The organism is Enterococcus crotali, from assembly GCF_000633635.1.
Classification (GTDB): Bacteria; Bacillota; Bacilli; order Lactobacillales; family Enterococcaceae; genus Enterococcus_L; species Enterococcus_L crotali.
On the sequence record NZ_AYPQ01000003.1, the window covers coordinates 324343 to 349907 of the forward strand.

32 protein-coding genes and 2 pseudogenes are annotated in these 25565 nt (G+C 37.0%); 28 read left to right on the forward strand and 6 right to left on the reverse strand.

Annotated elements, in window-relative coordinates:
• The first annotated feature begins 145 nt into the window (after positions 1 to 145).
• From V192_RS0109865 to V192_RS0109890, 6 genes are all read left to right on the forward strand, one after another.
• Positions 146 to 802: a Crp/Fnr family transcriptional regulator gene (locus tag V192_RS0109865; protein ID WP_025871282.1), complete on the forward strand. Its 657-nt coding sequence runs from the start codon at positions 146 to 148 to the stop codon at positions 800 to 802.
• Between the two features lie 171 nt (positions 803 to 973).
• The gene (locus V192_RS0109870) at positions 974 to 1909 is read left to right on the forward strand and encodes a helix-turn-helix transcriptional regulator (protein ID WP_025871284.1); all 936 of its coding nucleotides are present in this window, start codon (positions 974 to 976) and stop codon (positions 1907 to 1909) included.
• Positions 1910 to 1999: 90 nt separating this feature from the next.
• Positions 2000 to 2614 carry a DJ-1/PfpI family protein gene (locus tag V192_RS0109875; RefSeq protein ID WP_025871286.1) on the forward strand — a complete coding sequence of 205 codons (615 nt, stop codon included), beginning with the start codon at positions 2000 to 2002 and terminating at the stop codon, positions 2612 to 2614.
• A gap of 21 nt (positions 2615 to 2635) precedes the next feature.
• Positions 2636 to 2920: a DUF3224 domain-containing protein gene (locus V192_RS0109880; protein ID WP_025871288.1), complete on the forward strand. Its 285-nt coding sequence runs from the start codon at positions 2636 to 2638 to the stop codon at positions 2918 to 2920.
• Between the two features lie 107 nt (positions 2921 to 3027).
• Positions 3028 to 3249 carry a type II toxin-antitoxin system RelB family antitoxin gene (relB, locus tag V192_RS0109885; RefSeq protein WP_025871290.1) on the forward strand — a complete coding sequence of 74 codons (222 nt, stop codon included), beginning with the start codon at positions 3028 to 3030 and terminating at the stop codon, positions 3247 to 3249.
• Complete coding sequence (locus tag V192_RS0109890) at positions 3246 to 3521, forward strand: type II toxin-antitoxin system RelE family toxin (RefSeq protein ID WP_025871293.1); 276 nt, start codon at positions 3246 to 3248, stop codon at positions 3519 to 3521. Before relB ends, V192_RS0109890 begins: the two co-directional genes overlap by 4 nt.
• Positions 3522 to 3570: 49 nt before the next feature.
• On the opposite strand, the pseudogene V192_RS21230 reads toward V192_RS0109890, so the two are convergent.
• The 3 genes and pseudogenes from V192_RS21230 to V192_RS0109905 all read right to left on the reverse strand — a co-directional run bounded on the left by V192_RS21230 (position 3571) and on the right by V192_RS0109905 (position 4468).
• Positions 3571 to 3906, reverse strand: a pseudogene (locus V192_RS21230) (type II toxin-antitoxin system PemK/MazF family toxin).
• Positions 3899 to 4075, reverse strand: coding sequence for a type II toxin-antitoxin system PemI/MazE family antitoxin (mazE, locus tag V192_RS0109900; RefSeq protein ID WP_025871295.1), 177 nt, complete (start codon positions 4073 to 4075; stop codon positions 3899 to 3901). Before mazE ends, V192_RS21230 begins: the two are co-directional and overlap by 8 nt.
• 120 nt (positions 4076 to 4195) lie before the next feature.
• Positions 4196 to 4468 carry a hypothetical protein gene (locus V192_RS0109905; RefSeq protein ID WP_025871296.1) on the reverse strand — a complete coding sequence of 91 codons (273 nt, stop codon included), beginning with the start codon at positions 4466 to 4468 and terminating at the stop codon, positions 4196 to 4198.
• Positions 4469 to 5198: 730 nt separating this feature from the next.
• Between V192_RS0109905 and V192_RS0109910 the strand changes: the two genes are divergently transcribed.
• From V192_RS0109910 to V192_RS19870, 6 genes are all read left to right on the forward strand, one after another.
• Complete coding sequence (locus V192_RS0109910; RefSeq protein WP_025871298.1) at positions 5199 to 5510, forward strand: hypothetical protein; 312 nt, start codon at positions 5199 to 5201, stop codon at positions 5508 to 5510.
• Complete coding sequence (locus V192_RS0109915) at positions 5507 to 6214, forward strand: response regulator transcription factor (protein WP_025871300.1); 708 nt, start codon at positions 5507 to 5509, stop codon at positions 6212 to 6214. The genes V192_RS0109910 and V192_RS0109915 overlap by 4 nt, the downstream gene beginning before the upstream one ends.
• Positions 6201 to 7577, forward strand: a complete 1377-nt coding sequence (locus V192_RS0109920; protein ID WP_025871303.1) for a sensor histidine kinase — start codon at positions 6201 to 6203, stop codon at positions 7575 to 7577. The genes V192_RS0109915 and V192_RS0109920 overlap by 14 nt, the downstream gene beginning before the upstream one ends.
• Positions 7578 to 7684: 107 nt before the next feature.
• Positions 7685 to 8305 carry a PepSY domain-containing protein gene (locus V192_RS0109925; RefSeq protein ID WP_025871305.1) on the forward strand — a complete coding sequence of 207 codons (621 nt, stop codon included), beginning with the start codon at positions 7685 to 7687 and terminating at the stop codon, positions 8303 to 8305.
• 212 nt (positions 8306 to 8517) lie between these two features.
• Positions 8518 to 8670 (forward strand): hypothetical protein, encoded by a 153-nt coding sequence (locus tag V192_RS22160; RefSeq protein WP_239644634.1) that lies wholly within the window; start codon positions 8518 to 8520, stop codon positions 8668 to 8670.
• A 2-nt stretch (positions 8671 to 8672) separates the two neighbouring features.
• Complete coding sequence (locus V192_RS19870) at positions 8673 to 9053, forward strand: DUF308 domain-containing protein (RefSeq protein WP_239644635.1); 381 nt, start codon at positions 8673 to 8675, stop codon at positions 9051 to 9053.
• A gap of 33 nt (positions 9054 to 9086) precedes the next feature.
• Here the strand turns inward: V192_RS19870 and V192_RS0109935 are convergent, their stop codons facing one another.
• Positions 9087 to 9452 (reverse strand): hypothetical protein, encoded by a 366-nt coding sequence (locus tag V192_RS0109935; RefSeq protein WP_025871307.1) that lies wholly within the window; start codon positions 9450 to 9452, stop codon positions 9087 to 9089.
• A gap of 167 nt (positions 9453 to 9619) precedes the next feature.
• On the opposite strand from V192_RS0109935, the gene V192_RS21235 reads away from it, so the two are divergent.
• The 10 genes from V192_RS21235 to V192_RS0109985 all read left to right on the forward strand — a co-directional run bounded on the left by V192_RS21235 (position 9620) and on the right by V192_RS0109985 (position 19605).
• Complete coding sequence (locus V192_RS21235; RefSeq protein WP_029948210.1) at positions 9620 to 9940, forward strand: cupin domain-containing protein; 321 nt, start codon at positions 9620 to 9622, stop codon at positions 9938 to 9940.
• 5 nt (positions 9941 to 9945) lie between these two features.
• Positions 9946 to 10446 carry a helix-turn-helix domain-containing protein gene (locus tag V192_RS21240; protein WP_029948211.1) on the forward strand — a complete coding sequence of 167 codons (501 nt, stop codon included), beginning with the start codon at positions 9946 to 9948 and terminating at the stop codon, positions 10444 to 10446.
• A gap of 112 nt (positions 10447 to 10558) precedes the next feature.
• The gene (locus tag V192_RS0109950; RefSeq protein WP_025871309.1) at positions 10559 to 11827 is read left to right on the forward strand and encodes a PTS sugar transporter subunit IIC; all 1269 of its coding nucleotides are present in this window, start codon (positions 10559 to 10561) and stop codon (positions 11825 to 11827) included.
• Between the two features lie 2 nt (positions 11828 to 11829).
• Positions 11830 to 14046 carry a beta-glucosidase BglX gene (bglX, locus tag V192_RS0109955; protein WP_025871311.1) on the forward strand — a complete coding sequence of 739 codons (2217 nt, stop codon included), beginning with the start codon at positions 11830 to 11832 and terminating at the stop codon, positions 14044 to 14046.
• 203 nt (positions 14047 to 14249) lie between these two features.
• Complete coding sequence (locus V192_RS0109960; RefSeq protein ID WP_025871313.1) at positions 14250 to 14873, forward strand: nitroreductase family protein; 624 nt, start codon at positions 14250 to 14252, stop codon at positions 14871 to 14873.
• A gap of 34 nt (positions 14874 to 14907) precedes the next feature.
• On the forward strand, positions 14908 to 15999 hold the full coding sequence (locus tag V192_RS0109965) for a FecCD family ABC transporter permease (RefSeq protein WP_025871315.1): 1092 nt from the start codon (positions 14908 to 14910) through the stop codon (positions 15997 to 15999).
• Between the two features lie 2 nt (positions 16000 to 16001).
• Positions 16002 to 16766, forward strand: a complete 765-nt coding sequence (locus tag V192_RS0109970) for an ABC transporter ATP-binding protein (protein ID WP_025871318.1) — start codon at positions 16002 to 16004, stop codon at positions 16764 to 16766.
• 37 nt (positions 16767 to 16803) lie between these two features.
• A complete protein-coding gene (locus V192_RS0109975; RefSeq protein WP_025871320.1) occupies positions 16804 to 17811 on the forward strand; it encodes an ABC transporter substrate-binding protein in 1008 nt (335 codons plus the stop codon).
• 145 nt (positions 17812 to 17956) lie between these two features.
• The gene (locus tag V192_RS0109980) at positions 17957 to 18226 is read left to right on the forward strand and encodes a hypothetical protein (protein WP_051581947.1); all 270 of its coding nucleotides are present in this window, start codon (positions 17957 to 17959) and stop codon (positions 18224 to 18226) included.
• Between the two features lie 440 nt (positions 18227 to 18666).
• Positions 18667 to 19605, forward strand: coding sequence for a phosphate/phosphite/phosphonate ABC transporter substrate-binding protein (locus V192_RS0109985; RefSeq protein WP_029948212.1), 939 nt, complete (start codon positions 18667 to 18669; stop codon positions 19603 to 19605).
• On the opposite strand, the pseudogene V192_RS22745 reads toward V192_RS0109985, so the two are convergent.
• A pseudogene (locus V192_RS22745) lies at positions 19563 to 19757 on the reverse strand (hypothetical protein); the annotation flags it as partial. The gene V192_RS0109985 and the pseudogene V192_RS22745 overlap by 43 nt on opposite strands.
• Before the next feature lie 41 nt (positions 19758 to 19798).
• Between V192_RS22745 and phnC the strand changes: the two are divergent.
• Genes phnC through V192_RS22170 form a run of 6 tightly spaced genes read left to right on the forward strand, consistent with a single transcriptional unit; the run spans position 19799 to position 24883 of the window.
• A complete protein-coding gene (gene phnC, locus V192_RS0109990) occupies positions 19799 to 20563 on the forward strand; it encodes a phosphonate ABC transporter ATP-binding protein (protein WP_025871326.1) in 765 nt (254 codons plus the stop codon).
• Positions 20563 to 21342: a phosphonate ABC transporter, permease protein PhnE gene (gene phnE / locus V192_RS0109995; RefSeq protein ID WP_025871328.1), complete on the forward strand. Its 780-nt coding sequence runs from the start codon at positions 20563 to 20565 to the stop codon at positions 21340 to 21342. The genes phnC and phnE (V192_RS0109995) overlap by 1 nt, the downstream gene beginning before the upstream one ends.
• A complete protein-coding gene (gene phnE, locus V192_RS0110000) occupies positions 21342 to 22121 on the forward strand; it encodes a phosphonate ABC transporter, permease protein PhnE (protein WP_025871330.1) in 780 nt (259 codons plus the stop codon). Before phnE (V192_RS0109995) ends, phnE (V192_RS0110000) begins: the two co-directional genes overlap by 1 nt.
• A gap of 17 nt (positions 22122 to 22138) precedes the next feature.
• Positions 22139 to 23335, forward strand: coding sequence for a metallophosphoesterase (locus V192_RS0110005; protein ID WP_025871332.1), 1197 nt, complete (start codon positions 22139 to 22141; stop codon positions 23333 to 23335).
• 22 nt (positions 23336 to 23357) lie between these two features.
• A complete protein-coding gene (locus V192_RS22165; RefSeq protein WP_239644636.1) occupies positions 23358 to 24326 on the forward strand; it encodes a bifunctional metallophosphatase/5'-nucleotidase in 969 nt (322 codons plus the stop codon).
• Positions 24317 to 24883 (forward strand): 5'-nucleotidase C-terminal domain-containing protein, encoded by a 567-nt coding sequence (locus V192_RS22170; RefSeq protein WP_239644637.1) that lies wholly within the window; start codon positions 24317 to 24319, stop codon positions 24881 to 24883. Before V192_RS22165 ends, V192_RS22170 begins: the two co-directional genes overlap by 10 nt.
• A gap of 138 nt (positions 24884 to 25021) precedes the next feature.
• On the opposite strand, the gene V192_RS0110015 is transcribed toward V192_RS22170, so the two are convergent.
• Positions 25022 to 25561 (reverse strand): LysM peptidoglycan-binding domain-containing protein, encoded by a 540-nt coding sequence (locus V192_RS0110015; protein ID WP_025871334.1) that lies wholly within the window; start codon positions 25559 to 25561, stop codon positions 25022 to 25024.
• Between the last annotated feature and the right edge of the window lie 4 nt (positions 25562 to 25565).

Here is a 25565-nt window from a genome sequence, read left to right on the forward strand (position 1 = left end):
ATTTGTTTTAAAAAAAAGATATTAACAAAAAAACGCAACAAAAGTCATATACATTTGTTGTTGCTTTTCGATGTGTTATCATCTTAAATAAGAATAGATTTTATTTTTTACAGAAAATTTCTGAAAAATGATAAGGAGTTACTAAATGGATAGCCATGTATTGCAAGAATACTTAGACGATCATTCGTTTCCTGTTGTCGTTAAGAAAAAAAGAACGTACCTTACATATGAAGGGTTGCAAGATCGGTATGCCTATATTTTAAAAAGCGGTATCATCAAAACTAGCGTCATCTCGCCAGATGGACGAGAATTCAATTTGAGATATATTAATAGTTTGGAAATCGTATCGTTGTTGAGAGATGAATATTCCCAGTTTATCGATGCACCGTTTAATATTCGGATCGAATCAGAGCAAGCAGAATTGTATCAAATTGATCGCGTTCAGTTTTGGAAGGATATCAATCAAAGCAAAGAACTACAGATGTATGTGAAAGATTATTACCGGGTTCGTTTGATGTATTCGATGAAGAAGATGCAGCAAATGTTGATGAATGGCAAATTTGGGGCGGTGTGTACGCAGATTTATGAGTTGTATGATACGTTTGGTACGCAGATTGAAGACGGATTATTGATTGATTTTGTCGTGACAAATGAAGAAATCGCTCATTTTTGTGGAATCACTTCTGCTAGTAGTGTCAATCGAATGATGCAGCAGCTGAAAGATTTAGGTGCGATTAAGATTCAGGATAGGAAGATCGTGATTACGGATTTGGAAATTTTGAAGGATAACATAATTTTGTAGAGGGATGTATCTAAGATCTAATTGTGATGCGATGATCTACGTGAGCGAATTGTATTATCACCAATTACACCTTATAATGATGAGATAAAAAGCAAGAAAGAAGGAATCGATGAGCATTTAGCAGTGGATTCCTTTTTTTAATCCATATAGATGTAGTGAAAAGGAGAAATTATGAAAATCGATCGCTTACTCAGCCTGGTAAATTTGTTAACAGAAAATGACCGTATGACAGCTAAATGTTTGGCGGAACGGCTAGAAGTGTCTAAACGAACCATTTATCGTGACCTTGAAACATTGAATTTGGCTGGAATTCCGATTATTGCTTATTCAGGTATTCATGGTGGTTACGGTATTGTCGAGGGATATAAAGTGAGTAAACATGTTTTCTCAAAAGAGGATATTTCAACGATTATGACCGGACTTTCGGCAATTCAAAGTATTTCACCGTCTTCTGAAATAAGCCCATTGTTGGCAAAAATTGCCCCGAATTCTGACTTACAGCAGCCTCAAAGTGATTTGCTGATCGATCTATCCTCATGGTATGAACCCAGCAAAGGGAGAAATAAACTAAACGATTTACGACAAGCGATAGCGATGCAGAGAATTGTTATTATTCGCTATCATTCCAAAAAAGGATATTCTGAACGGAAAATAGAGCCATATAAGCTTATTTTTAAAACATCGCATTGGTATTTATATGGTTTTTGCTTAAAAAGGCAAGGGTTTCGCCTGTTTAAGTTGACTAGGATTCAAACCTACGATTTGTTAGATAAGTCATTTGAACCTAGACCTCTGGAGGGTGTAGAGTTAACTATGGTGTCTGAAAATGATTATTTGGAAGCAATCACATCGCCAGAAATTCAGCAAATCGTCTTAACTTATAAGCAAGAAGATAAATTATACTTGATCGATAAATTAGGCGCAGAATTTTTTGAAGAAAATGAGCAAGAAGTAGCTGGTACAATCGTCTTTCCATTGTTGGATCAAAAAAAATCAGTCGACTTTATTTTACGTTTACAAGATAAGGTACGAGTGATCGAACCTCCTATGATCGTTGAAGCGGTCAAAGCGAAAATTGAACAAATGTCTTTTCTTTATAAAAGCTGACAATCAGTTGTCACACGTCTGTTGTATGATGAATTTCAAGTGATATATGAGTTCTCAGTCTAGAACTTAAAATAATAGGAGGAATAAAACATGACTGAAGTGCTTTTTGTATTATTAGAAGACTATGCAGATTGGGAAGCGGCATCGATTGCCGCTGAGTTGAATCAGCTAGAAGGATTCACGGTTAAAACAGTTTCAAATGAAAAACGAGCGATTCATTCAATGGGTGGTTTTTCTACATTGCCAGATTATACCTTTGCTGAAGCATGTCAAAAAGACTTTGGGGCGCTGATTTTAATTGGCGGAAAGTCTTGGCGCTCGGATAAAGCAAAAGAAGTTGATGCTTTAGTAGAAAAAGCGGAACAACAAGGCGCTGTAATTGCAGCGATTTGTGATGCGACTGTTTATCTGGGAAGTATTGGTTTACTAAATGATCACAAACATACGAGCAACCAATTACAAGACTTACAAGATTATGCTGGCGCGAACTATACGGGTGCAAACCAGTATGTAGAAGTCCAAGCAATAAGAGTAGATAACTTGATTACAGCCAATGGGACTGGGCATTTAGAGTTTGCAAAAGAAATTTTGCTGGCACTTCAAGCAAAGCCTGAGAAAGAAATAGAACAATGGTATAACTTTTACAAGTTAGGTTATTATGAAGCGATAAAGCAAGAGCTGAGAAGTGTTGGGGATGCTGGTTAAAAGTAGGTTGGGGCTTGTTTCATGGCTGATTACTTGTTGCATTACTCTGAGTATAATAAGGAAAATCCTCATCTATCTGAAGCCACTTATTTAGGGTATCTGTTTTTTGAAGGATCGTTACAAGAACGTAAGGGGACATTTGTTTTAGAAGAACGTGGTACTTTCGAACAGGGACTTCCGCAAAATGAGTTAGTAATAAAAGAGAAAACGGGAACGAAAGAACTTTCAGGGATTCAAGGAACTGGCAAGTATTTTTTAGATGGCGCTACTTTGGTGATTGAGATTGATTATGTGATTGAGAAGTGAAAAACTGGATATAAACAATCTGAAATGAAAGGGCGGTAAAATTGAGAGTTGTGTACAAATGTGTTACAATCGTTGTAACACATTTGTACACAAAAGGAGGGAACGAAATGAGCACAGTGACATTCAGACTATCTGAGGATGAAAAAGAGTTCATGCAAAAAATGGCTGAGTTTAATGGGCTATCCTTATCTGAACTTGCTAGGACTAAAATTTTGGAAAGTTTAGAAGATCAAATTGATTTGGACACCTACAATAAATTAATGAAAGAGCATCGAATAAAAGATGAAAGTATTTCTCACGCTGAAATGATGAAGGAACTTGGTTTATGAAAGAAAAAAAGTATGTTGTTCGGTATGAAAAGGAAGCACAAAAAGTATTAAAAAAGATGGATCGGTTTCAAGCAAAATTAATTCTTTCGTGGATTGATAAATATCTGGAAGGGATTGAAAATCCCAGAATAATAGGAAAAGGCTTGGTTGGCGATAAAAGTGGTCAATGGCGCTATCGAATTGGAGACTATCGTATTATTGCGGATATAGATGATGAGACGATAACAATTCTTGTTGTAACGAATGGACATAGGAAAGACGTACATAATTAGTAGAAAAGGCTTAGAAGATGGTAAGGAACTTCTAAGTCTTTCGTTTGTTTTAAAAAGGAAAATTGAAGTTTAGTAGAAAATGTTGAGCAATGTTTAAAAAGTCCTTTGCTTTTAAATGACCGATTACTTGAACATTCCGTCCACCTTTTTCGGTAAAATCTAGTGAGTAAACTTGCTTTGTATTGACCTTGCTTTCTTTCTCAAAAGCCTCACTGCAAAGTAAGGATGCTTTGACTTAGTTGAGGTGATGGGGCAGACAATAATCAGGGTTGAAGAAAGGTTGTATTCATCACGACTCATGACTAAAGCAGGTCGTCTTTTTTTGATTTCGCTTACCTATTTCAGGTTCAAAATCGATTGTGACAATGTCTCTTTGTTTAATCATCCAGCTCAGTTCCTATAGGTGTAAAATCAGTTGCTAAATGATCATCACTGTCTGTAAACTCACCTGGTTTAGCATTAGCAAAGTAATCATTAACTTTTGGGATGAGAGAAATAATGCCTTCACTGTCTTTGTAGGAAAAGAACGCCTGACCTTCTTTTACAGTATCCATAAGATGCCCCCTTCCTTTATTCTATCTTGCAAAACTTTTCTACGGCAGTAACGTATGCGTTTTTCAATTTATCCCTTACAATACCAAAATACGCAAAAAATATTCCTTTTTATTTTTTGATTAGATCTTTTGATTTTGTATGATACTCGCTAATTGTTTTTGTGATTCAGTTATCAAAAACGCATATTCTTTATGAAAGGTTTCAAATAATTTTGCACTAGCATAGTATTGTTTGACTACTTGCTTTTTATTGATTGGCGTAGTTGGATTGGTAAAATACTTTTCCAAAACTTCTAGTGGTTCTTTCCAAGATTCTAAACGCTCGAGTGAATCTCGAAGGTTTAGAATCTCTTGATAAGGGACAGTTTTGATGCAGATGACGGAATTTTTCATGGGAATGCTCCTTTTCTTTTTAGTATGTAGAGCTAAAGAAAAATGTTAAAGTTGTCCGTCTCTATCGCTGAATAATGGCCAGTCCAGATAAAATTTCAAAAGTGTCTAGAAATTCTTACAAGAATTAGGTACAATAAAGAAGCTGGTACTACGGTACTGGTAAATGGGCAACTTGGATAGAGAGGTGCTACTTTCTATTCAGGGCTTCATTGAACGGTTGGCGCCGAACGATGAAGTGCCTATTTTTCTTTTCTCAAAATTTGTAGGATAGAAATAAAAAAAGACGATCCACAGATGACCTGTAATCGTCTACAAATAGGTAAGATAAAGAAACTATAGAATATGTCGCCACTGTAATGAGTGTACAACAAAAAATAGATTTATCCTTACACTATTGGCAAAGTTGTTTGACAGGTGCTACTGTTTGAACAAGGCTTCCGGTTTGGTTGGCGCCAGACCACGAAGAGCCAATTTATTTATTTTTAATGTTAGTTATTTCTATCCTGTGCGTTTTATTATACATAAAGAGTGGCTGGTTCACAATGGATTTTTTTGTGATAAGGCATTAAATAACACGAAAATCATGCTCCTTATATATAAGGAAAAATAACAAAAATTTTTTTGAAATGAAGTATTATTTCTACTGATAATAGATCATGATAAATGATCAAATTAGTCTGAAAAATAGGACAAATTTGACAAATCCAGAATTGTTTCTGAAGAAACGATAGTGAAAAATAAACCTTTTGCAAAGCTAAAAGTGGTCGCTTTCTCTTTTATGATGGTTATGCAAATCGTACGAAATAAGGATCGTCTTTGTTGTCTAGCTCTTTCTAGAGCTGGATTATGTAAAATCACTCAGAAATATAACCAAACAAAATATCCAGCCCCACCCCAAGCTAGCGACAGCCTATATTACACAATAAAACTATCCAACTTACAATATCCTTCATCCTATAAAAATGAAGATTTTTTCATCATGATTTGCTTGACCAAGCTAAAAATAGTGGGTACGCTATGTAAAAAGGCGGTGGAACAATGAATAAAGTAGTCATTTTGCTAGTGGAAGACGAAGCGAGTCTTGCTAATTTTATTTCGGAAGAACTTAAGTTTGAAGGGTATGAAGTGCTTTATGCCCCGGATGGTGAGCTGGCGTTGGAACTATATAAACAACATCAAGAAGCGATTACGCTACTCTTGTTAGATTGGATGTTGCCAAAATATGATGGCATCACAGTAGCAAGAAGGATTCGCCGTAATAGCCAAGTTCCGATCATCATGATGACTGCTAGAGATCAGTTGGCTGATAAAGTTAGCGGTCTGGATGCGGGTACAGATGATTACATCACGAAGCCATTTGAAATAGAAGAATTGTTAGCAAGAATCAGAGTCATCCTAAGACGAACGGAGCAACAAGAAAAGCTCCAACAGCAATTGGTTTATCAGTATAATGACTTATCATTAGATTTGACCAAACGAACCGTTGAACGGTTTGAAGAGTTGATTCAATTGACTCAAAAGGAATTTGAATTATTAGCAGAACTAATCAAACAGCCAGAGGTCGTTTTAACACGAGATGAACTACTCAATGCAGTTTGGGGATATGATTATTTTGGTCAGACTAATGTTGTGGATGTTTATATACGTTCGTTGAGAAACAAGATCGATCACAATCCAAATCAGCGTTTGATTCAAACTGTTCGTGGAGTAGGATATGTATTGAGGTCAAATGATGGCGGAAACTAAGAGGACCTTCAGTGAACGTAAAAATACGACTCAATTTCAACTGACGATTCGCTTTATTGGTTTACTTGTTTCTGCGGTATTGCTTTTAAGTCTAGCAATTATGGGAATCACGATTGCGGAATTATATGAATCAACGAAAGAACAGACAGTATTAGTAGAAGAATCATTAAAAGGCGGTCAGCAAAAAACACTAGATGGTTGGGAAAATACTTTAGCTGGATCGGTTGCTAAAGATAATTCTCCGTATTTGATTCGCGTTGGATTAGGGAGCGGCGAGGTGCTTTTTTCATCGGATGATGCAGCAGAACTATATGATGAATTTTCTACTTTGAAGCAGTTCATCTTGTTGGATCGTGTTTTATGGACAAGTGAGCTGGAGCCTTATTACTATACAAGCTTTCAAACAGGAAAGACGAAGGTGACTATTTTAGTTGATATGGAAGATCAATTTGAAGTGATTGGTCGAATTTTTTCGTTTACCATTTTTCTAACTTTTATTGTGATCATCATTGGCTCATTGGTTACGTATCGTTTTTCAAGGAAAATCAGTGGGGCATTAGTTTACATGAATCAGGAAATCAGTCAGTTGGAAAGCTCGTCTGCTGAACAACAATTAACGGTTCCAAAAACGCCGCTGGAAGTTCAAAATATAGCGAAATCATTTAATTTGTTGCTGATGAAACAAAGAGCATCGTTAAAAAGAGAGCAGCAATTTGTAACCGATGCGTCACATGAACTACGGACACCGCTAGCGGCTATTCGTGGGCATGTCAATCTGATCAAACGCCGTGGCAAAACACACCCTCAAGTAATCCCAACTTCACTAGAATATATCGACAAAGAATCAAAACGAATGGAAATACTAGTGGAGCAACTATTGACTTTAGGACGCCTGGAAAAGCAATTAGAAACAGAAACCATCGATTTATCAATGTTAATAAATCAAACCATCAACGAGTTAAAAGTTGTAATGCCGCAACGTTTGACTGTTCAAATTGAAGAAAAAATAGTGATCAAGGGGCGGTCAGAACATTTTTATCAAATAACTAGAAACTTGCTTGAGAACGCTATGAAGTACACAGATGATACAGGAACAATCAGCATTAAGCTTTTTTCTAAGGAGCAGGGGATTTATTTATTGATAGAGGATTCAGGGATCGGTATTTCAAACGAAGAAAAGAGTAAAGTATTTGAACGATTTTATCGAGTGGATCGCTCTCGTTCTAGTGAAATTCCAGGTACAGGAATTGGTTTAGCGATTGTTAAAGAGTTAGTTGAGCTGTATCAAGGGAACATCATGGTAAGCGATGTAACGCCTAAAGGAACTCGATTTACACTGATTTTCCCAATGGTCAATCCATAAAAAATGAAGATTTCTTCATTTAACTTTCACATAGGTTTATTTATTTCTGTTAACCATGTTGTTAAGATAAGAGTGTAAAGCAGAGGAAAATAGGAAGGATGAACAATATGAAGAAAAAAATGATTATAGGAACGCTATGTTTAGGATTTATTTTGGCAGGTTGTACAAGCAATAACAAATCACTGGAAACCAACGACCAAAGTCAGGTCAGCAGTGAAACGCTCAATCAGTCAACGACCAACGAGTCCAGCAAGAAAACAAATGAGAAGGCTAAACTGTCCGAGATAAAGGTGACTGTTGAAGAGGCCATCAAAGAATATGAAAAAGCATACCCAAATACAACGATCACCTCACTTGATTTAGACACTTCTTTTGGCTCTTATTATTATGAGATCGAAGGAGTCGATGATAGTAAAGAATATAAAGTGAAAATCAACGCAGCAACGGCAAAAACAACAAAAGAACGGGAAGAAACATTAGATCGTGAAGACCAAAATGGTGTGGAAAAAGAAAAGAGCGCATTAAACTTAAAAGAATTACAGTCATTGGAAGAAGTTTCAAAAATAGCGCAAGAAAGTGCTGGGCAAGGTGAAGCTGTCGAGTGGTCCTTAGATCAAGAACTGTCTATCACTTATTGGGAGGTCAAAGTACGTTCTGAAAATGCTGAGGTATCCATCAAAATCAATGCTCAAACAGGTGAGGTAGTTGAAAAAGAAATCGAAGATTAAATGATTGATAGTAATTAGAAATGGGCAATTTAAATAAGTTTAAAAATAGTATTTTTAGTTGTTATTCAGATTTCTATTTCTAAAAAGCTTGTCAGTTGAATAAAAATTGTTATAAAATATCGTGAAAGTCAGACCATATCATTCGTCTTATTCCAAGAATTTCTATACAATATAAGTAGAAATTAAGTAAAGTGTTAATGGAGGGAATAACGATGAATAATGTTATGGAACAATTAAGGAAATATGCGCTTTTGCGAGGAATTGTTTATATTATTTTTGGTGTATTGATTTTGATCAATCCAAGAAGTGTTTTTCAATTAGCGGTCTATTTTATATCGGCTTATATTGCATTATGGGCGTATTGAATTTGTACGATGGTTTTCGGGTCAAAAAAGCAACCGGCACGTACGGAATGAGTTTTCTAGGTGGGATCGTTTTATTAGTGATTGCAGGAATTGTACTAGTTTTTGCGAAAGGAATTGTTAGTATTTTACCAATTTTCCTTGGGCTAGTAATCGTGATTGTTGGCGTCACTCGAGTAATTCAATCAGTTAATTTACGGACGTATGTCAACGTTAGCTGGTTGCCGATGCTGATTTATAGCGTGATTTTGATCATTGCTGGACTGGTTTTGACATTTAATCCATTTAGTAGTTTACTAGTACTTTTCCAACTATTTGGTGGTATTCTGATTTTTATGGGAATTGGTGAAGTGGTTTCGTTTTTCCAATTACGTAATATTGACTAAAAAAAGAGCTGATTTCAGCTCTTTTTTGTTGTCCTATTTTAATGCTTCTAATTCAGCTTCTGAATCCTTTAATTGAGCTTTAAGATCTTCAAGTCCTTGTTTGCCTAATGTTACACCTTCATCATAGCTTGCTTGCATATCTTCCATGGTATTTTCTGTTGCCATTTTTTCAGCTTGTTTTTGGAGCTTTTCCATTGAAGCAACAGACTCTTTTAAAATGGAAACTTCCTGAACTAATTCCTGTTTTCTCTTTGCATCTTCTTCGCGTTTTTTAGACTCTTTTTCAAATTGAGCTTCTGTTTTTGTACTTTCAGAAGTTTTTTTACTTTCACTTGAATTGCCGCATCCTGCTACAGTCAGCATGGATAAAGCAAGGACTGCTACTAGTGTTTTTTTCATTTTATGCTCCTTTTCCCAACAAAAATCATTTATTTAATCAGTCTTAACCCTATCATAAAAATGAGTTTCACTCAATATGAAAAATAAGTAAAAAAGCCTTCTCATTTTCTTGACCTAAAAAATAGCTTATAATTTAATCGTCAAATCAAAGTGAAAGAGGGTTGGTTATGAAACATGAAATGATCTCACCAAATAAAGATTATCCGTTCAAACTGTTTTCCTTTACATCAAGAAATCCAGATCGACTGATTTCTACCCATTGGCATGAAAGTGCAGAGTTATTATATTGTCTAAAAGGAAACTTAGAAGTTCGTTTTCCACAGGTGACCTATTTACTGGAACCAGGGGATACCTTATTTATCAACTCAAATATTATTCACTCTTCTAGAAGTCCGTTACCAAACGAAGTGTTTGTCATGCAGTTTCCTTTAAAGTTTTTACAGGAAATGACGCAAGATCAGTATAACGATCAGTTTTATTCAATTTAATTCCTTTGAAGAACAAAGATGAACGAATTCAAACGTTATTGAATCAAATTTTTAGAGAGTATCAAGTCAATGATTTATCAACCAATCTGCTTGTTAAAAGTTGGACATTGGCGCTTTTATCACTATTGACAAAAGATTATAGTATTCCTTTAACAACTAAAAAGACAATCAAAAGCTTGAAACATCTAGAGCGTTTGAAGCAAGTGAATGAATATGTGCAAAAAAATTACAATCAATCATTAAAATTAGAGCAAGTAGCTGAAGTGTTTAACTATGATCCAGCTTATTTCTCACGTTTTTTCAAAAAATATATGGGCATTCCTTTTTCTGAATATGTGAATACAGTACGATTGGAGAAAGCCTATTATCAATTGAGAGATACAGATATGACCGTTTTAGATATCGCGATGGCCAATGGTTTTTTCTCGGTGAAATCCTTCTACAATGTGTTTAAAAAGAATTACACCTTGTCTCCACAACAATATCGGCAAAAATATTTTAAATAAAAAAGTCATTATTTTTCCGATTTGAAGACGAAAATAGCACAGAAAAAAGGGCGAATACTCAGTATACTGAACTCAAGTAAAGCGCTTACTGGATATTGAGAGGGGAATAAACATGAAGAAAAAGTTAATTGGTCTTTTTGATAAGGTGAGTCCATTTTTTGATAAGATGGGAAATAATCCTTATCTTCAAGCTATTTCTGGTGCCATGATGTCAACGTTAGGTCCAGTATTTATCGGTTCGATCGCGGTATTATTAGTTGTTTTTATGAATATGTCTAAAACATTACAAGAATTCACACAGGTGATTTCACTCCTAGGAAAAGTCAACACGTTTACTATTGGTTCTTTGGCATTATATATTTCAGTTTTAATGGCGATCAATTTAGTTCGTAAATTAGATGAAAAAGAAGACTATGTTGCTGCTGGAATTATTTCATTAATGAGTTTTCTTTTGATCACACCGCTTGATAAAACGGCGGATGATATTGCAGCATTACCAACCACATGGTTAAGTGCCCAAGGTGTCTTCTCAGCAATGATCGTAGGACTAGTCGTGGGACGTTTGTTTATCGCAATCAAGCGTAAAGGCTGGACGATCAAAATGCCGGAAGGTGTGCCGCCAATGGTGACACGGATGTTTGAATCGCTGATTCCTACAGTATTGATTGGGATTTTATTTATTTTAGTTGATTTTGGCTTTAGTTTAACAGCGTTTGGTAATATGCATCAGTTTGTTTATACGATCATCCAAGAACCGTTGAAAGGAATCGGCGGCTCGATCGGTGCAATGATTATTCTAAGTTTGATCCAACAAATTCTTTGGTTTTTCGGAATTCATGGGACAAACGTGATCTTGCCGTTAGTTACCCCTTTATGGATGGCAATGGATGTTGAAAATATGAATGCGGTAACAGCTGGTCAAGTACCACCGAATATCGTTGGGTTAGCATTTTTCAATATTATTACATTTGGAGGGATGGCACTAGGCTTAGTGCTATTGATGCTGCGGGCTAAAAGTAAGCAATATCGAGAAGTCGGGAAGATCTCGATTGTACCAGCATTATTTGGAATCACAGAACCTGTGATTTTTGGGACACCTTTAGTATTGAATTTTGATTTAGCGATTCCGTTTATTTTCAATAATAGTATTGGCTTGATTTTAGCCTATGTATTAACGAAAATCGGGCTAGTGTCAAAATTTGTCGGAGTGCAAGCGATTTTTGGGTTGCCAGTCGGATTTCATGCAGCTGTTCAAGGAAGTATTTCTGTGATCATTTTACAATTAGTGATCCAATTGGTATTATCACCACTTCTTTGGTACCCATGGTTCAAACGTCTTGATAAAAAAACATACCTGAAAGAACAAAGTGAAGAGGTGTAAAAATGGAAGAGAGACAATTAAAAGAATTACTCGACTCATTGACGTGGGAAGAAAAAATCGGACAGCTAGTTCAGTTATCTGGTGATTTTTTCCATGCGGATGAGCTGGCTGTAGGTCCGCAAAAAAAATTAGGGATTGATCAGAAAATCGTGGATCAGGTTGGTTCTGTACTGAATGTCACTGGAGCGGATAAAACGAGAGAAATTCAAGATCGTTATTTAAAGAAAAGTCGGCATAAGATTCCGTTATTATTTATGGCCGATATTATCTATGGCTATCGTACAATTTTTCCAATTCCGTTAGGCTTAGGTGCGACTTGGAATCCAGAACTGATCGAACTGGCTTATCAACAGACTGCAGAAGAATCTAAAGCTGCCGGAGCACATGTGACGTTTGCTCCGATGGTCGATCTAGTCCGTGATGCACGTTGGGGTAGAAGTTTGGAGTCAACCGGGGAAGATCCAGTGTTGAATTCAGCCTTTGCCAGAGCAATGGTGACAGGCTTACAGAAAGATTTGATCAATGGCGGTGGTATTGCATCTTGTGTGAAACATTTTGCGGCGTATGGCGCAGCTGAAGGTGGTCGTGAGTATAACACAGTTGATATGTCAGAACGCAGATTACGTCAAGATTATCTACCTTCGTACAAAGCTGCGGTGGATGCAGGCTGTCAATTAGTGATGACATCCTTTAATACCTATGATGGGATGCCGGTGACAGGAAATAAATTTCTACTTGAAGATATTTTGCGGAAAGAATGGGGCTTTGATGGTGTGATCATTTCTGATTATGCTGCAATTCAAGAATTGATCGCTCATGGTGTAGCTGCTGATGATCGGCAAGCAGCTAAATTGGCTATCGAAGCCACAACAGACATCGACATGAAAACGCCGTGTTACGCAAAAGAATTGGAGCCATTGATCGAAGCGGGCGAAATCAGTGCTGACTTAGTGGATCGTTCTGTTTACCGTGTATTAAAATTGAAAAATGATCTTGGTTTATTCGAAGATCCTTATCGCGGCGCTAGTTCGAAAAAGGAAGCAGAAGTCTTTTTGACAGAAGAAAAACGTCAATTGGCGAAAAAGGTTTCAGCTGAATCAATGGTACTACTGCAAAATGAACGAGATGTTTTGCCGTTGACTCCAAACCAAGAGAAAGTATTACTGGTAGGACCATATGGTGATAATCAAGAATTGATCGGTTTGTGGGCGGTTCATGGAAAACGTGAAGATGTTGTGACAATCAAAAAAGGTTTTGAAAGCTATCTTGATTCAGAGCACTTATTGTATACACAAGGCTGTGACATGCTTGAAGACTATGCCTTTTTAGGTGAATTTGGTGCAACGAAGGATCAAATCGAACAAATTGGTTTAAATGAACAAGCAAAAGAACAAGAACTTACTCAGGCACTGGAATTAGCCAAACAAGCGGACACGATCGTGTTTGCGTTAGGTGAACATACAATGCAAAGTGGTGAAGCGGGTAGCCGGACTGAGATTACATTGCCGCGTATTCAGCAAGACTTTCTACAAGAATTAACAATGTTGAATAAAAAAACAGTGCTGATCGTTATCAGTGGTAGACCACTTGTTTTAACAAAGGAAGTCGAACAAGTGGATGCAATCGTCCAAGCTTGGTTCCCTGGCACGGAAGGGGGCAATGCTTTAGCGGATATTATTTTTGGTCAAACCAATCCAACCGGCCGTTTAAGTATGAGTTTTCCTTATTCGGTTGGACAGCTACCGATTTACTACAGTGAGTTTAAGACCGGTCGTCCACTAACTAGTACAACTCACAAAGGTCGCTTTGTTTCTAAATATTTAGATAGTCCAAATGATCCATTATTCTCATTTGGTTACGGATTATCTTACAGTCAAGTGGATTATTTTGGGTTGAAAGTAAGTAGTGAAAAAATGGAAGAAACACTTGAAGTATCGATCAAAGTAAAAAATAAATCAGAGCGTGCAACAGTCGAGACCGTTCAATTGTATATCCAAGACGTGACAGGATCTGTAGTTCGTCCTGTAAAAGAGTTGAAAGCATTCAAGAAAGTTGCGCTTGACGCTGGTGAAGAAAAAGAAGTTGTTTTTACTTTGACGAGAGCAGATTTGAAATTTTATACCAAAGAGATGGTATTTAAAGAAGAAGTAGGAGCATTCATTGTGTTTGTCGGAGCTAATGTGAAAGAGACGCAGGAATTAACGTTTGAATTAGTGTAAGGGTAAGTATAAGAAACGCATTGTCTGATTTGATCAGACCTGCGTTTTTTTTGTTTTTAAAAGTGAAAAGAGACTTGCAAAAAAAATAGTGAAATGGTACTCTTAATTTCTAATTGAGAATGATTTTCATTTTCAGTTAGAAAATTGAATTATAAGTTACGAATGTAGTTAGCATAAATTGATTAAAGAATAGGAGAATCAAGATGGAAAAGAGTTCAATCGAGCAACTCATTAAAGACCGTAGAACGATTCGCACGTTAACGGATCGAGTGATTCCTTTAGAAACGCTACATGCGCTATTAGAAAGTGCTAGTTATGCACCTTATCATTCTAAAGAAGAGCCATGGGAAGTCGTAATTGTTCGTGAGTCGCAAGAGCGACAAGTATTTGTGAAAGAAATCATGAGCAGTTATGATCGGTTAGATACTTGGGCACGCTATGATCAAGAAAATCTCGAAAAGGCTAAGAAGAGAACACAGGATTATTTTTTAGATGTTCCCGTGACATTAATTGTAACTGCACCTATTTGTGAAAGTGAAAAATCGAACTTGGAAGCGATCGGCGCGGTATCAGCATTTATTCAAAATTTTCAATTAGCAGCTTGGACTAGGCAAATCGGCGTTACGTGGCGTACGATTCCTGTGATTTTCGACGAAGTATTCAAGGAAAATGTAGGTGTGGCAATTGATCGACAAATTATTGGCTTACTTGACATCACGATAATTGATGAAAAGCTAAAGATACCTACAAGTCGCAGAAAACCTGTGGCACAATGGACCAAGAGTTTGAATGAGCAAGTGTCAGGAATGAGTGAAAGAAACAAGTAGTTCTGATTTTCAGGTACACAGGAGGCGTATTTTTTTGCAGGCAATCAAGACAAATGAGATAAAGATCAAAGCGAAAACACAGCAGTACTATCCATTGATCCTTATATTTTTAGTAGCACTTATTTTTTTATCGATCGTCTATTCATTGATCAATGGGCAGGCGAATATTTCTATTGAAGATATCGTACAGATTCTTTTAACGAAAGTTTCTGGCGGTAGATTAGGGTCGTTGGATGGGATAACCAGTAACTCTGCAGTGAATATTATTTGGTTTGTGCGGACACCAAGAGTGATCTTAGCTGTGTTTGTTGGGATGGGCTTAGCGATTACAGGTGCTGTGATGCAAGCAGTCGTTCAAAATCCTTTGGCAGACCCTTATATTTTAGGCATCTCTTCGGGCGCTTCACTGGGCGCAACATTTGCGATTCTTGTAGGCTTTGGAACCGGAAGTATTTTCTCTCAGTTTGGTTTGGCATTTGGTGCCTTTGTCGGAGCCATGGCTGCAGCATTTGGTGTACTTGTTTTATCAGGGATCGGTGGACGAATGACATCTGTTAAATTGGTTTTGTCTGGTTCAGTGATTGGGGCATTATGTAGTTCGGTTTCAAGTTTTATTGTTTATTTGGCAAATAATGCTGAAGGGATGAAGACAGTAACCTTTTGGGCAATGGGCAGCTTAGCTTCTGCAAGTTGGAACAAATTAGGTGTTTTATCAGTTGTAGTTGTGTTGATTACTAGCTTCTTTTTGTTTCAGCATCGGATTTTGAATGTGATGTTGTTAGGAGATGAAGCAGCGATTACTTTAGGCGTTCCGTTGGCAAAATATCGTCAGTTATATTTACTATTAGCGGCTCTTTTGACGGGAGTAATTGTAGCTTATTCGGGGATGATCGGCTTTGTCGGCTTGATCATTCCTCACATCGTGCGTGGTCTGATCGGCTCTGATCATAAACGATTATTACCGATCGTGGCATTATCCGGAGCATTATTTATGATTTGGGCAGATGTGCTTTCTCGAATCATGATTCCAAACGTTGAGCTGCCGATCGGGATCATCACCTCAGTAATCGGTGCACCGCTGTTCATCTACATCATTGTCAAAAAAGGCTACAATTTCGGAGGCTAGCAATGGAACTAAATGTAAACGACTTAGAAATCACGATCGGACAAGAGGCGATCGTTAAAAGTATTTCTTTTCAAACGCAAAAAAAGCAATTTGTTGGGATCATTGGCGCAAACGGCTGTGGTAAATCAACGATGCTTAAAGGAATCTACAAAGGAATCAAACCAAAAGCTGGACGTGTCTTTTTAGATGAGTTGGACCTTTTAGCAGTTTCTGAAAAGAAAGTGGCGCAAAAATTAGGAGTGGTCAATCAATTCAATGAATTAAACTTTGATTTGAGTGTTTTTCAAATGGTCCTACTAGGAAGAACACCGCATAAAAAATTGTTAGAGTCCGACACTCAAGCAGACATCGATATTGTTATGGATGCTTTAGTTAAAACCAACTTGGTCAATTACGCAGAGCGAAGTTTTTTATCTTTATCTGGTGGTGAAAAACAGCGAGTCATTTTAGCACGAACGATCGCTCAACAACCTAGTTACATGATTTTAGATGAACCGACCAATCATTTGGATATTCGCTATCAATTGGAAATATTGAGCTGTGTGAAAAATCTAGAAATCGGTGTTTTGGCGGCGCTCCATGATTTGGAATTAGCAGCACATTATTGTGATTATATTTATGCGATGAAAGCAGGAAAAATCATCGCAGAAGGTAAACCAGAAGAATTGTTTACAGAACGATTGATTGAAGAGATTTATGGTGTTCATTGTACGATTTATAAAAATCCGGTGACGAATCGTTTAGGCTTCGCCTATTCTTTAGATTAGTTACTGGATTTAAAATACATGAAGAGGATGCGTGAAAATGAAAAAAGCATTTATTGTTAGTTTATTAAGTTTGGCTATTATCACGGGCTGCGGCCAAAAAGAACAAAAGGCAACTGAGAAGAATCAAAGTGAAGGTTATCCTGTGACTGTGCAAAACTTTACAAAGGCAGAAGGGGCAGAAAGCTGGCAAAAGAAAGAGCAAACGTTTGATAAAGCACCTGAAAAGGTGTTAGCCAATACACAACCAGCAGCAGAATTACTACTGCATTTAGGATTAAAAGATAAAATCGTTGGTGTAGGGGCTGTGTTTGGTGAACCAGATAAATCGGTTGAAAAAGAATTTAATGAATTGAACCACTTATCCACTGATTATATCGGCAAAGAAATGGCTCTAAGTGTTGATCCAGATTTGGTTTATGGACGTGGCGGCTTGTTTGATAACCAAGATTGGGGTGTGGGAACGGTCGATACACTAAATGATATGGGCATCAAAACCTTTGTTTTAAACTCTTCTGTCACAGGAGGCACGTTTGAATCAGTTTACGATGATATCGATAATTTAGGAAAAGTATTCAACGTAAGTGAAAAAGCAGATGCGTTTAAAGCAGAGCTAAAGGAACGCCAAGCAACGGTTGATAAAAAGCTGACTAAAATTAAAGAGGATCAAACATTCGCTTATCTCCACACCTCAGATCCAGAAGAATTATACGTTTATCCAGCAAATAATGAAACGTTTTTCAATGATATTTTCAAAATGGTGAAACTAGACAATATTTTCAAAGATGAAAAAGGTGAAGTAAGTGTGGAGAAATTGATTGAAACAGATCCAGATGTCTTGATCGTAGCGGATTGGAGTACGATGAAAGGTGGAATTTCAGGGGAAACAATGATCGATGCGGTACTGAAAAATCCTAAACTTTCAAGTATGAAGGCAATCAAAAACAAAAAAGTTTATGCCGTCGATTATAATTATATGTTCGGTTACGGCTATCAATCGTTAGATGGAATCGAAAAATTAGCGGATGAGATGTATCCGGAAAAATAACCAAAGTAACAGACACAACGCTGAAATGGTGATGTGTCTGTTTTTTTATTTTGAAATGTATGATAGTTTTTTCTTCTCTCGTATAGTAAAGTTGAAAAGAAGTCAGGCTTGAAAATAATAGATGAACGAGTAGAGGGTGAATAATTTGAAAAGAATCATTTGGGTTGCGTGGGGAGTTGTAACAGTCCTTATTTCGTACAGTCTATTAAGAATAATGACTGGGGCAAGTTCAATGGATTTTGCTGGTAAGGGCACCAGCATCTACCTTTTTATTTTAATGGTATATAGTGGAATAACGTTTCGCTTAGGAATAAAAAAGAACAAAAAGTGGTTTTATTATTATCTTTTTCTAGTCTTGCTGTGTTTGGTTGTACCATTGCTATTGTTGTTGTATCTAAACTATTTTGGAAAATAAAATGAGATGTGAGTAAGTATATTTTTTCATAATCATCTCATAAGATTAAAGTATAACAAAAGGTTCTGCGTAAATGAGCAATAACAATTAGTAATAAACGCTAGAAAACCCATAGAATAAAGGTTTATTTTACCTTTTTAACAAAAAGAATTATGAGGGAAAAATAAGCAAAAAATGAAAACTGGTCTAGAAAAAAGTCTAAATTATGCTATACTGATTTTAGCTTGGTCATTTGTTTTTAATGAAAAATTCAGTGGAATTTACTGAAAAGGATCAAGTGTTTGTACTATAGCTTGACATCAATAATAGAGAAGTGAGTTTCAGAAAATTTACACAAAGTTTACTTCTATATTATGAGAAATTTACACCATTAAAATACAATAGGTATAACTAGAGCAGAGGAATGATCAACTGCTTTAGCAATGCCAAAATGCGAAGGGATGGAAAGAGTGAAAAAGAGAACGAAATTGTTAGGGTTGCTGTCTGTTATTGGTTTGAGTGTAGGGTTACTTACGGGGTGTGGTTCAGGTGGCGATAAAAAAGCTGCAGATGATACAAAACCGCTAGAATTACAATTTGTTCCAACCAACAACGATGGTTCGATGGAAGCAAAAGCGAAACCTTTCGCAAAATATTTAACTGAAAAATTAGGTCGCGATGTCAATGTTACCTTGGCGACAGATTATTCAACGATCGTTGAAGCGATGGCATCCGGCAAAGTTGATATTGGGATCATGCCACCATCAGCATATGTTCAAGCACGCAACCAAAAAGCCGCAACAGCGATTCTATCTTCTGAATTAGGTGCCTATAATCGTGAGACTGGGAAACCGGAAGCTGATAAGCTATCAAGCACGTTTAAAGGTGAAGTTCTTGTTCGCGCAGATAGTGGAATTGATTCGTTAAAAGAGTTAAAAGGCAAAAAAATCGCAAGCTTGAGTCCAAATTCAGCCAGTGGTTATATTTATCCAGTCGTTGAAATGAAAGAAGCAGGGATCGACCCGACAAAAGACGTTACCTTAACGACTGTTAATGATATCCCAAGTGAGATCACAGCTGTCTTAAACGGTCAACAAGATGCTTGCTTTGTTTTTGAAGGGGCGCGTAATGTGTTTGCCTCGAAATTTGAAAAAGACGACTTGTTTAAAGAGTTAAAAGTCTTATATTTAACAAAAGGCGATATTCCAAATGATGCCATCGCTGTTCAGCCGAAAATGGACAAAGACTTACAAGCAAAAGTCAAAGAGGTTTTCTTGGCAATGCCTAAAGATACAGAAGGTGCAGAAGCGATGGCAATGTGGGGACATAAAGGCTACGTGGAAGCAGAAGATAAAAATTACGACACAGTTGAAGAATATACAGAAAAAGCAGCAGAGTAAAACGCTGCTACACTTGCGTGACGTTTAGAGGATGAAGCAAAACTAAATAAACGGCGAAAGAAAAGCAGCTCCTTTGGAGATAAGCTGGAATTCACAAAAATTTGAAGAACTATTTTCGTGAATTCCTTCTTATTTCTCGGAGCTAAACGCTTTTATCTCGACCTCTTGCTATTTTTTATTAAAAGGAGAAATCATGATTCAGTTTGAAAATGTAACAAAAACCTATAATAATGGGGTCAAAGGGCTTAAAAATATTAATTTAACTATCAACGACGGTGAGTTTGTCTCTGTGATCGGCTTAAGTGGTGCAGGAAAAAGTACATTATTGCGCTCAATCAATCGTTTAAATGAAATCAGTGAAGGCAATATTACTATCGATGATGCTTCGATCACGAAAGCTAATAAAAGAGATTTACGCAGAATTCGTAGAAATATCGGAATGATTTTTCAGCACTTTAATTTAGTGAAAAAAAGTTCTGTTCAAAAAAATGTAATTTCAGGAAGATTAGGCTATTATTCAACATTTAAAAGTATTTTCGGAATTTTTTCAAAAGAAGATTACGCTTTAGTTAATGACGCTTTAGGCCGTGTTGGTTTAGCCGATAAGCTTCATTCAAGAAGCGATGAATTAAGTGGTGGACAACAACAGCGAGTGTCGATCGCAAGAACATTGGTTCAGCAAGCATCGATCATTTTAGCGGATGAACCAGTTGCATCATTAGATCCGATCACGACGCAAAAAATCATGAAAGACTTAAAGAAAATCAATCAAGAATTAAATCATACGGTAGTGATCAATCTGCACTCAGTCGATTTAGCTCGTGAATTTTCTAGTCGGATCATTGGTTTACGTGATGGAGAAGTGGTTTTTGATGGAACAGCAGAAGAGGCGACAGATGAGGTATTGACGAGTATTTATGGTGCGGATATCTTGAAGCAAACTGAAGGTGTTGCGTAATGAAGTTAAAAGATACGATTCACCGCGATTTATATAAGCATTTATTTATTGTAGCATTGGTTCTTTTGTGCGTGTATTCAAGTGCACGTGTGACGGGGGCCGAAATGGCGGATGTCTTTAATAACTTAGATCAGATGGGAATTTTCTTACAGCGTTTTCTTAGTCCTGATTGGAGTTATATCCCTAAAATCATTGAACCGATGTTGAAAACAATTAAAATGTCAGTAGTGGGAACAACGCTTGGCGTAATTTTTGCTGTGCCCTTTGCATTTCTAGCAACAACAGTGGTGACTAGAAACTTTTTTATAACAACGATCATTCGATTTTTAATGAGTATTGTTCGGACGATTCCTAACTTATTGTTGGCTGCCTTATTTGTGGCGATGTTTGGGATCGGGGAATTTACAGGTGTCTTAACGATTGCTGTATTTACATTTGGAATGGTATCTCAGCTAGTCTATGAAGCAATTGAAACAATCGATCATGGACCGATCGAAGCCGCTGAATCTGTTGGCGCGACAAAGAGCCAGATTGCATTTTGGTCGATTGCACCGCAAATATCGCACCAAATCGCTAGCTATTCTTTGTATGCGTTTGAAGTCAATATTCGGGCGTCTACGATTTTAGGCTATGTTGGAGCTGGTGGGATCGGTGTGATTTTGAACTCTTCATTGAGTTTGATGCGCTATGATCGTGTGTCGATCATTATTTTATCTATATTAGTTGTGGTGATCACGATCGATTGGATCAGTGAAATTATCAGAAAGAGGTTGGTATAATGAGCATAAATCGAAAGGTAAAAAGCTATTTGCCAATTATCGTTGTTTTAGCGATCATTCTTTATTCTGCAGCTGGTATCGACTATTCAGAAGCTGGGAATATGTCGTTTGATATGGTCAAATCTGTTCTTTCTGGATTGTTTCAACCAGATTGGGGATACGTTTATGATGGTAGCGGTGAGGATTTATTAAGCTTGTTACTATTAACCATCGGGATTGCCTTTTTAGGGACAGTGATTGCGACTATTTTAGCTTTACCGTTAACGTTTATCAGTGCACACAACCTGTGGAAATCAAACACGATCGTCTCGAAAATCGGCAAGTTTATCTGTAACGTATTAAGAGCTTTTCCGGAACTTGTTTATGCCATCATTTTTGTGAAGATGGTAGGACCCGGACCGTTTGCAGGAGTTTTGGCAATCGGTGTTCATCAAATCGGTATGTTGGGTAAACTATATACAGAAGAAATCGAGTCGATGGATGAAGCACCAGTAGAATCGATGACAGCTGTGGGTGCTAATTTTTGGCAAACGATGTTTTATGCCCGTTTACCGCAGTTGATTCCAACATTTTTATCACTAGCATTGAATCACTTTGAAATAGCGGTTCGTAGTGCCGCAACGCTTGGGTTAGTTGGAGCAGGTGGGATTGGTGCACCAATGATTTTTGCGATTCAATCAAGAGCGTGGGATAAAGTTGGAATCATTTTGTTTGGGATCATTATTACAGTATTCTTGATCGATGCTGGAACTGGTTATTTACGTAAAAAATTACAGTAATTCGTGAGGATAGAAAAATGGATAAAGTAACGATTTTAAGTACAACAGATGTCCATGGTTTTTTGACAGCCGCAGCAAATGAAGAGAACGGTCTTTGTTCTCTTCCGGCGATTGCTGAAAATTATCATGCACCGATTTTGATCGACAACGGTGATTTTTTAGTGGGTAGTCCTCAGACTACTTTTTTTAATACAACAATGGACATATCGCCATTGATTGAACTAGCCAATATCATTGGATTTGATGTAATGATTCCAGGAAATCATGATTTTGATTATGGAATCGATTTTCTGAAACATCAAGTTGCTGCGTTTAATGGAAAGTATCTTTGTGCGAATGTATTAGATATGTCAGATGAACTGATTTTTGAGCCATATACAATCATTGAACGTGGGAATCTAAAAGTTGGTGTAATTGGGGTGATCACGGGTGCAATGCCGCAGATTACTGATTATGAGCAAATCAAAGACCTAAAATTCATCGATGTGATCGAAAGTCTAAAACACTGGGTACCGATTGTAAGAGAACAAGTGGATGTATTGATTGTAAGCTACCATGGTGGAATCGAGCGAGATATGCTCACAGGTCAGCCCACACAATATGATACGGGAGAAGACCAGACCTATCGGATAATCAGTGAGATAGCTGGAATCGATGGCCTGATTTGTGGACACCAGCATCGGGTAAACGCAGGTGTATTGAATGATACTGTGTTTGTGCAACCTGGCTACCGTGGGAATTATATTGGAGAATTAACGTTTTCTATGCAAATGGGTCAAGTGATGAATAGAGTGGGCAGATTAATTGATACCAAGGCTTATCCAGTAAGGGGTTATCAGTTATATAATGAAGCCGACTATGAAAAGTGGCTAGAAAATAAACTCGATTTAAGTTTTTTCGATCAGTATATCGCTAAAAAAGTGCCGGGGACATTTAACGCAGTGAAACTTCAAGGCACAACGATTGGCAGCTTTTTATCTAGTTTTAAGCCGCCATATACGCTTTCAACCTATCATATATCAAAAAATGAGATGGCTGAATTGTTATTAAAACATGAAGTTCAAGGAGTCAGATTAGAAAAAAATCAACTTCTGCCTGAGCAATTAGATTATCGTATAACGACCAATGTACCACTCTTTCCAAGCTATCGTTTGGAAACAAATTATATCTATAATATTTTTGATGAATATATAGCTCGTGTGAATACATATTAATCGAGAAGTGAGGTGAAACGAGATGAAACAACAACTAAAAATTTACTATACATCTGATGTCCATGGGTATTTATTCCCAACTAATTATGCCGATACGCAAGAAAAGGATATGGGGTTATTAAAATGTATCCCTAACTTTAAAAAAGATGAGAATACATTGATCATCGATGGCGGAGATATGCTTCAAGGTTCAGCGTTAGCAACCTACTGTCAAGATCATCCAGAAGAAGGATTTCCTCAGGCTAAAGTATTGAATCATGCAGGGTATGATTTTGTCACATTAGGAAACCATGATGTCAATTATGGCACGAGCTATTTATCTAAGTATTTAGAGTCACTAGATGCAGCTTGTGTTTGTGAGAACTTACTAGATAAAAGCAGCAATACAAAGAAGTTTCCGTGGATAATCAAAACGTTAGGTAACGGTTTAAAAGTGGGAATCGTTGGTATTGTGACCGATTATATCAATGTTTGGGAAAAAGCTGAAAACATCAAGGACATCATGATCACCAATCCGTTTATAGCTGCAAAAAAAGCATTAGACGAGGTCAAGCCGCAAGTTGATCTTACGATTTGCATTTATCATGGCGGGTTTGAAAGAGATGTAAGATCAGGGAAGCTCTTATCTAAAACAAGTGAAAACATTGGGTATAAAATCTGTGAAGAGCTTGATTTTGACTTGTTGTTGACAGGACATCAGCATTTATTGATTGAAGGACAGCTCTTACATGGTACTTATATTGTGCAGCCTTCATCCAATGCACTGAATTATTTTGAAATCGATATTGAAAAAGTGCAAAATAACATCGAAATAACGTCAACAGTGGGGAAACCCACATCTACTCCAGACACGGAGTTAACGAGTCAACTACGGCCATTGGAAATGAACGTACAAAATTGGCTGGACCAAGCAATCGGAACATTGAACAGCGATGCATTAGCTGAAGAAAAGTTGGAAATGGCATTGAATGGAAGCCAGTTGTGGCCTTGATAGGGGAAGTTCAACTACAAGCCAGTAAAGCACAGATTGCAGTGGTTTCTTTAGCTAATACGTCTCCAGGTTTTCATAAGAATGTAACGATGAGAGACGTGATCGCAACCTATCCCTATACCAATCAGCTGATTACATTAAAGATTACTGGGGCACAATTAAGACAGGTTATCGACAAAAATGCGGATTATTTTAGTTTAGATGAACAAAATAAAGTGATTATTTCGCCAAGTTATTTATATCCTAAAGTTGAACATTATCATTTTGACTTCTTTGTTGGGCTTGATTATACGATCGATCTTTGTGCAAAAGTGAGTAAGCGTGTAACGCGACTGTTGTACAACAATAAAATAGTTCAAGATACAGATGAATTTACGATTGCCTTAAGTGATTATCGTGCCAGTGGCGGTGGCGGATTCAAAACGTATCAGGAATGTCCTGTTATTGATGAAGGGGCAAAAGAAATTGTTGAACTGATCGTTGAGTATATTCAGTCAAATGAGGAGATTAAGATACCAAATAACCTGAACTATACAATCGATCATTCGTGTGTATAAAAAGTTTTGATCATCTAGTCAGTACTGAAAAAGCTTTTTCGACAATAGACCTTAAAACCCGTACAATGCGTCTTTTCTGCAGTGTACGGGTTTTAATAGTTCGTCTGTTGAAAAAAATTATGTAGAGGAAAGTATTGCCTATTGTAAAGATAACACTTGTCCAATATAAACAGTTGAATCAGTTAAATTATTTTTTAGCATTAAATCTTGAACAGATATCTTGTTCTTTTCAGCAATTACAGAAAGCGTATCACCAGACTGAACTGTATAAGAAGTTGCAGCAGGCGTTGATGCAGGTTCTGTCGAGCGCTCAGTTTGTTGTTCAGCACCCTCTGATGAAGGAGACGTTTGAACTGGTTGACTCGCACTTTCAGCAGTTGAACTGGTTTCATTCGGGCTGCTTGGTTGGGTAGAACTTTCTCTTACAGGAACATTATGCTCTGTAGTGTTCGTAACAGCTGCTTGATTGGTCGGTTCTTGTCCTTTGTTAAGTTGGTTAACTTGTTTTTCGATATTGTTTAACTGTGTTTCTTGTTTAGAACTTGCTTGAACATTTAAAAATAGCAATACGCCCAATGCGAGTGTATTTATTAATAACAATAAAATAACAGTTACAATAGTAAATTTTGAGTCAGATGCTGGACGCTGTTGTTTACGTCTTGAATATTCTTCTTCCAAAATA

Bases quoted from the DNA above. Each gene is read 5' to 3' on its own strand.
- phnE (WP_025871330.1), top strand. From the start codon at position 21,342: ATGAGCATAAATCGAAAGGTAAAAAGCTATTTGCCAATTATCGTTGTT.
- V192_RS0109920 (WP_025871303.1), top strand. From the start codon at position 6,201: ATGGCGGAAACTAAGAGGACCTTCAGTGAACGTAAAAATACGACTCAA.
- relB (WP_025871290.1), top strand. From the start codon at position 3,028: ATGAGCACAGTGACATTCAGACTATCTGAGGATGAAAAAGAGTTCATG.
- V192_RS0109960 (WP_025871313.1), top strand. From the start codon at position 14,250: ATGGAAAAGAGTTCAATCGAGCAACTCATTAAAGACCGTAGAACGATT.
- V192_RS21235 (WP_029948210.1), top strand. From the start codon at position 9,620: ATGAAACATGAAATGATCTCACCAAATAAAGATTATCCGTTCAAACTG.
- V192_RS0109925 (WP_025871305.1), top strand. From the start codon at position 7,685: ATGAAGAAAAAAATGATTATAGGAACGCTATGTTTAGGATTTATTTTG.
- V192_RS0109950 (WP_025871309.1), top strand. From the start codon at position 10,559: ATGAAGAAAAAGTTAATTGGTCTTTTTGATAAGGTGAGTCCATTTTTT.
- phnC (WP_025871326.1), top strand. From the start codon at position 19,799: ATGATTCAGTTTGAAAATGTAACAAAAACCTATAATAATGGGGTCAAA.
- V192_RS22165 (WP_239644636.1), top strand. From the start codon at position 23,358: ATGAAACAACAACTAAAAATTTACTATACATCTGATGTCCATGGGTAT.
- V192_RS0109875 (WP_025871286.1), top strand. From the start codon at position 2,000: ATGACTGAAGTGCTTTTTGTATTATTAGAAGACTATGCAGATTGGGAA.
- V192_RS0110005 (WP_025871332.1), top strand. From the start codon at position 22,139: ATGGATAAAGTAACGATTTTAAGTACAACAGATGTCCATGGTTTTTTG.
- V192_RS22160 (WP_239644634.1), top strand. From the start codon at position 8,518: ATGAATAATGTTATGGAACAATTAAGGAAATATGCGCTTTTGCGAGGA.
- V192_RS0109880 (WP_025871288.1), top strand. From the start codon at position 2,636: ATGGCTGATTACTTGTTGCATTACTCTGAGTATAATAAGGAAAATCCT.
- V192_RS0109970 (WP_025871318.1), top strand. From the start codon at position 16,002: ATGGAACTAAATGTAAACGACTTAGAAATCACGATCGGACAAGAGGCG.
- V192_RS0109890 (WP_025871293.1), top strand. From the start codon at position 3,246: ATGAAAGAAAAAAAGTATGTTGTTCGGTATGAAAAGGAAGCACAAAAA.
- V192_RS0109905 (WP_025871296.1), bottom strand. From the start codon at position 4,468: ATGAAAAATTCCGTCATCTGCATCAAAACTGTCCCTTATCAAGAGATT.
- phnE (WP_025871328.1), top strand. From the start codon at position 20,563: ATGAAGTTAAAAGATACGATTCACCGCGATTTATATAAGCATTTATTT.
- V192_RS0109870 (WP_025871284.1), top strand. From the start codon at position 974: ATGAAAATCGATCGCTTACTCAGCCTGGTAAATTTGTTAACAGAAAAT.
- V192_RS0109915 (WP_025871300.1), top strand. From the start codon at position 5,507: ATGAATAAAGTAGTCATTTTGCTAGTGGAAGACGAAGCGAGTCTTGCT.
- V192_RS0109865 (WP_025871282.1), top strand. From the start codon at position 146: ATGGATAGCCATGTATTGCAAGAATACTTAGACGATCATTCGTTTCCT.
- V192_RS0109985 (WP_029948212.1), top strand. From the start codon at position 18,667: ATGGAAAGAGTGAAAAAGAGAACGAAATTGTTAGGGTTGCTGTCTGTT.
- bglX (WP_025871311.1), top strand. From the start codon at position 11,830: ATGGAAGAGAGACAATTAAAAGAATTACTCGACTCATTGACGTGGGAA.
- V192_RS0109975 (WP_025871320.1), top strand. From the start codon at position 16,804: ATGAAAAAAGCATTTATTGTTAGTTTATTAAGTTTGGCTATTATCACG.
- mazE (WP_025871295.1), bottom strand. From the start codon at position 4,075: ATGGATACTGTAAAAGAAGGTCAGGCGTTCTTTTCCTACAAAGACAGT.
- V192_RS0109935 (WP_025871307.1), bottom strand. From the start codon at position 9,452: ATGAAAAAAACACTAGTAGCAGTCCTTGCTTTATCCATGCTGACTGTA.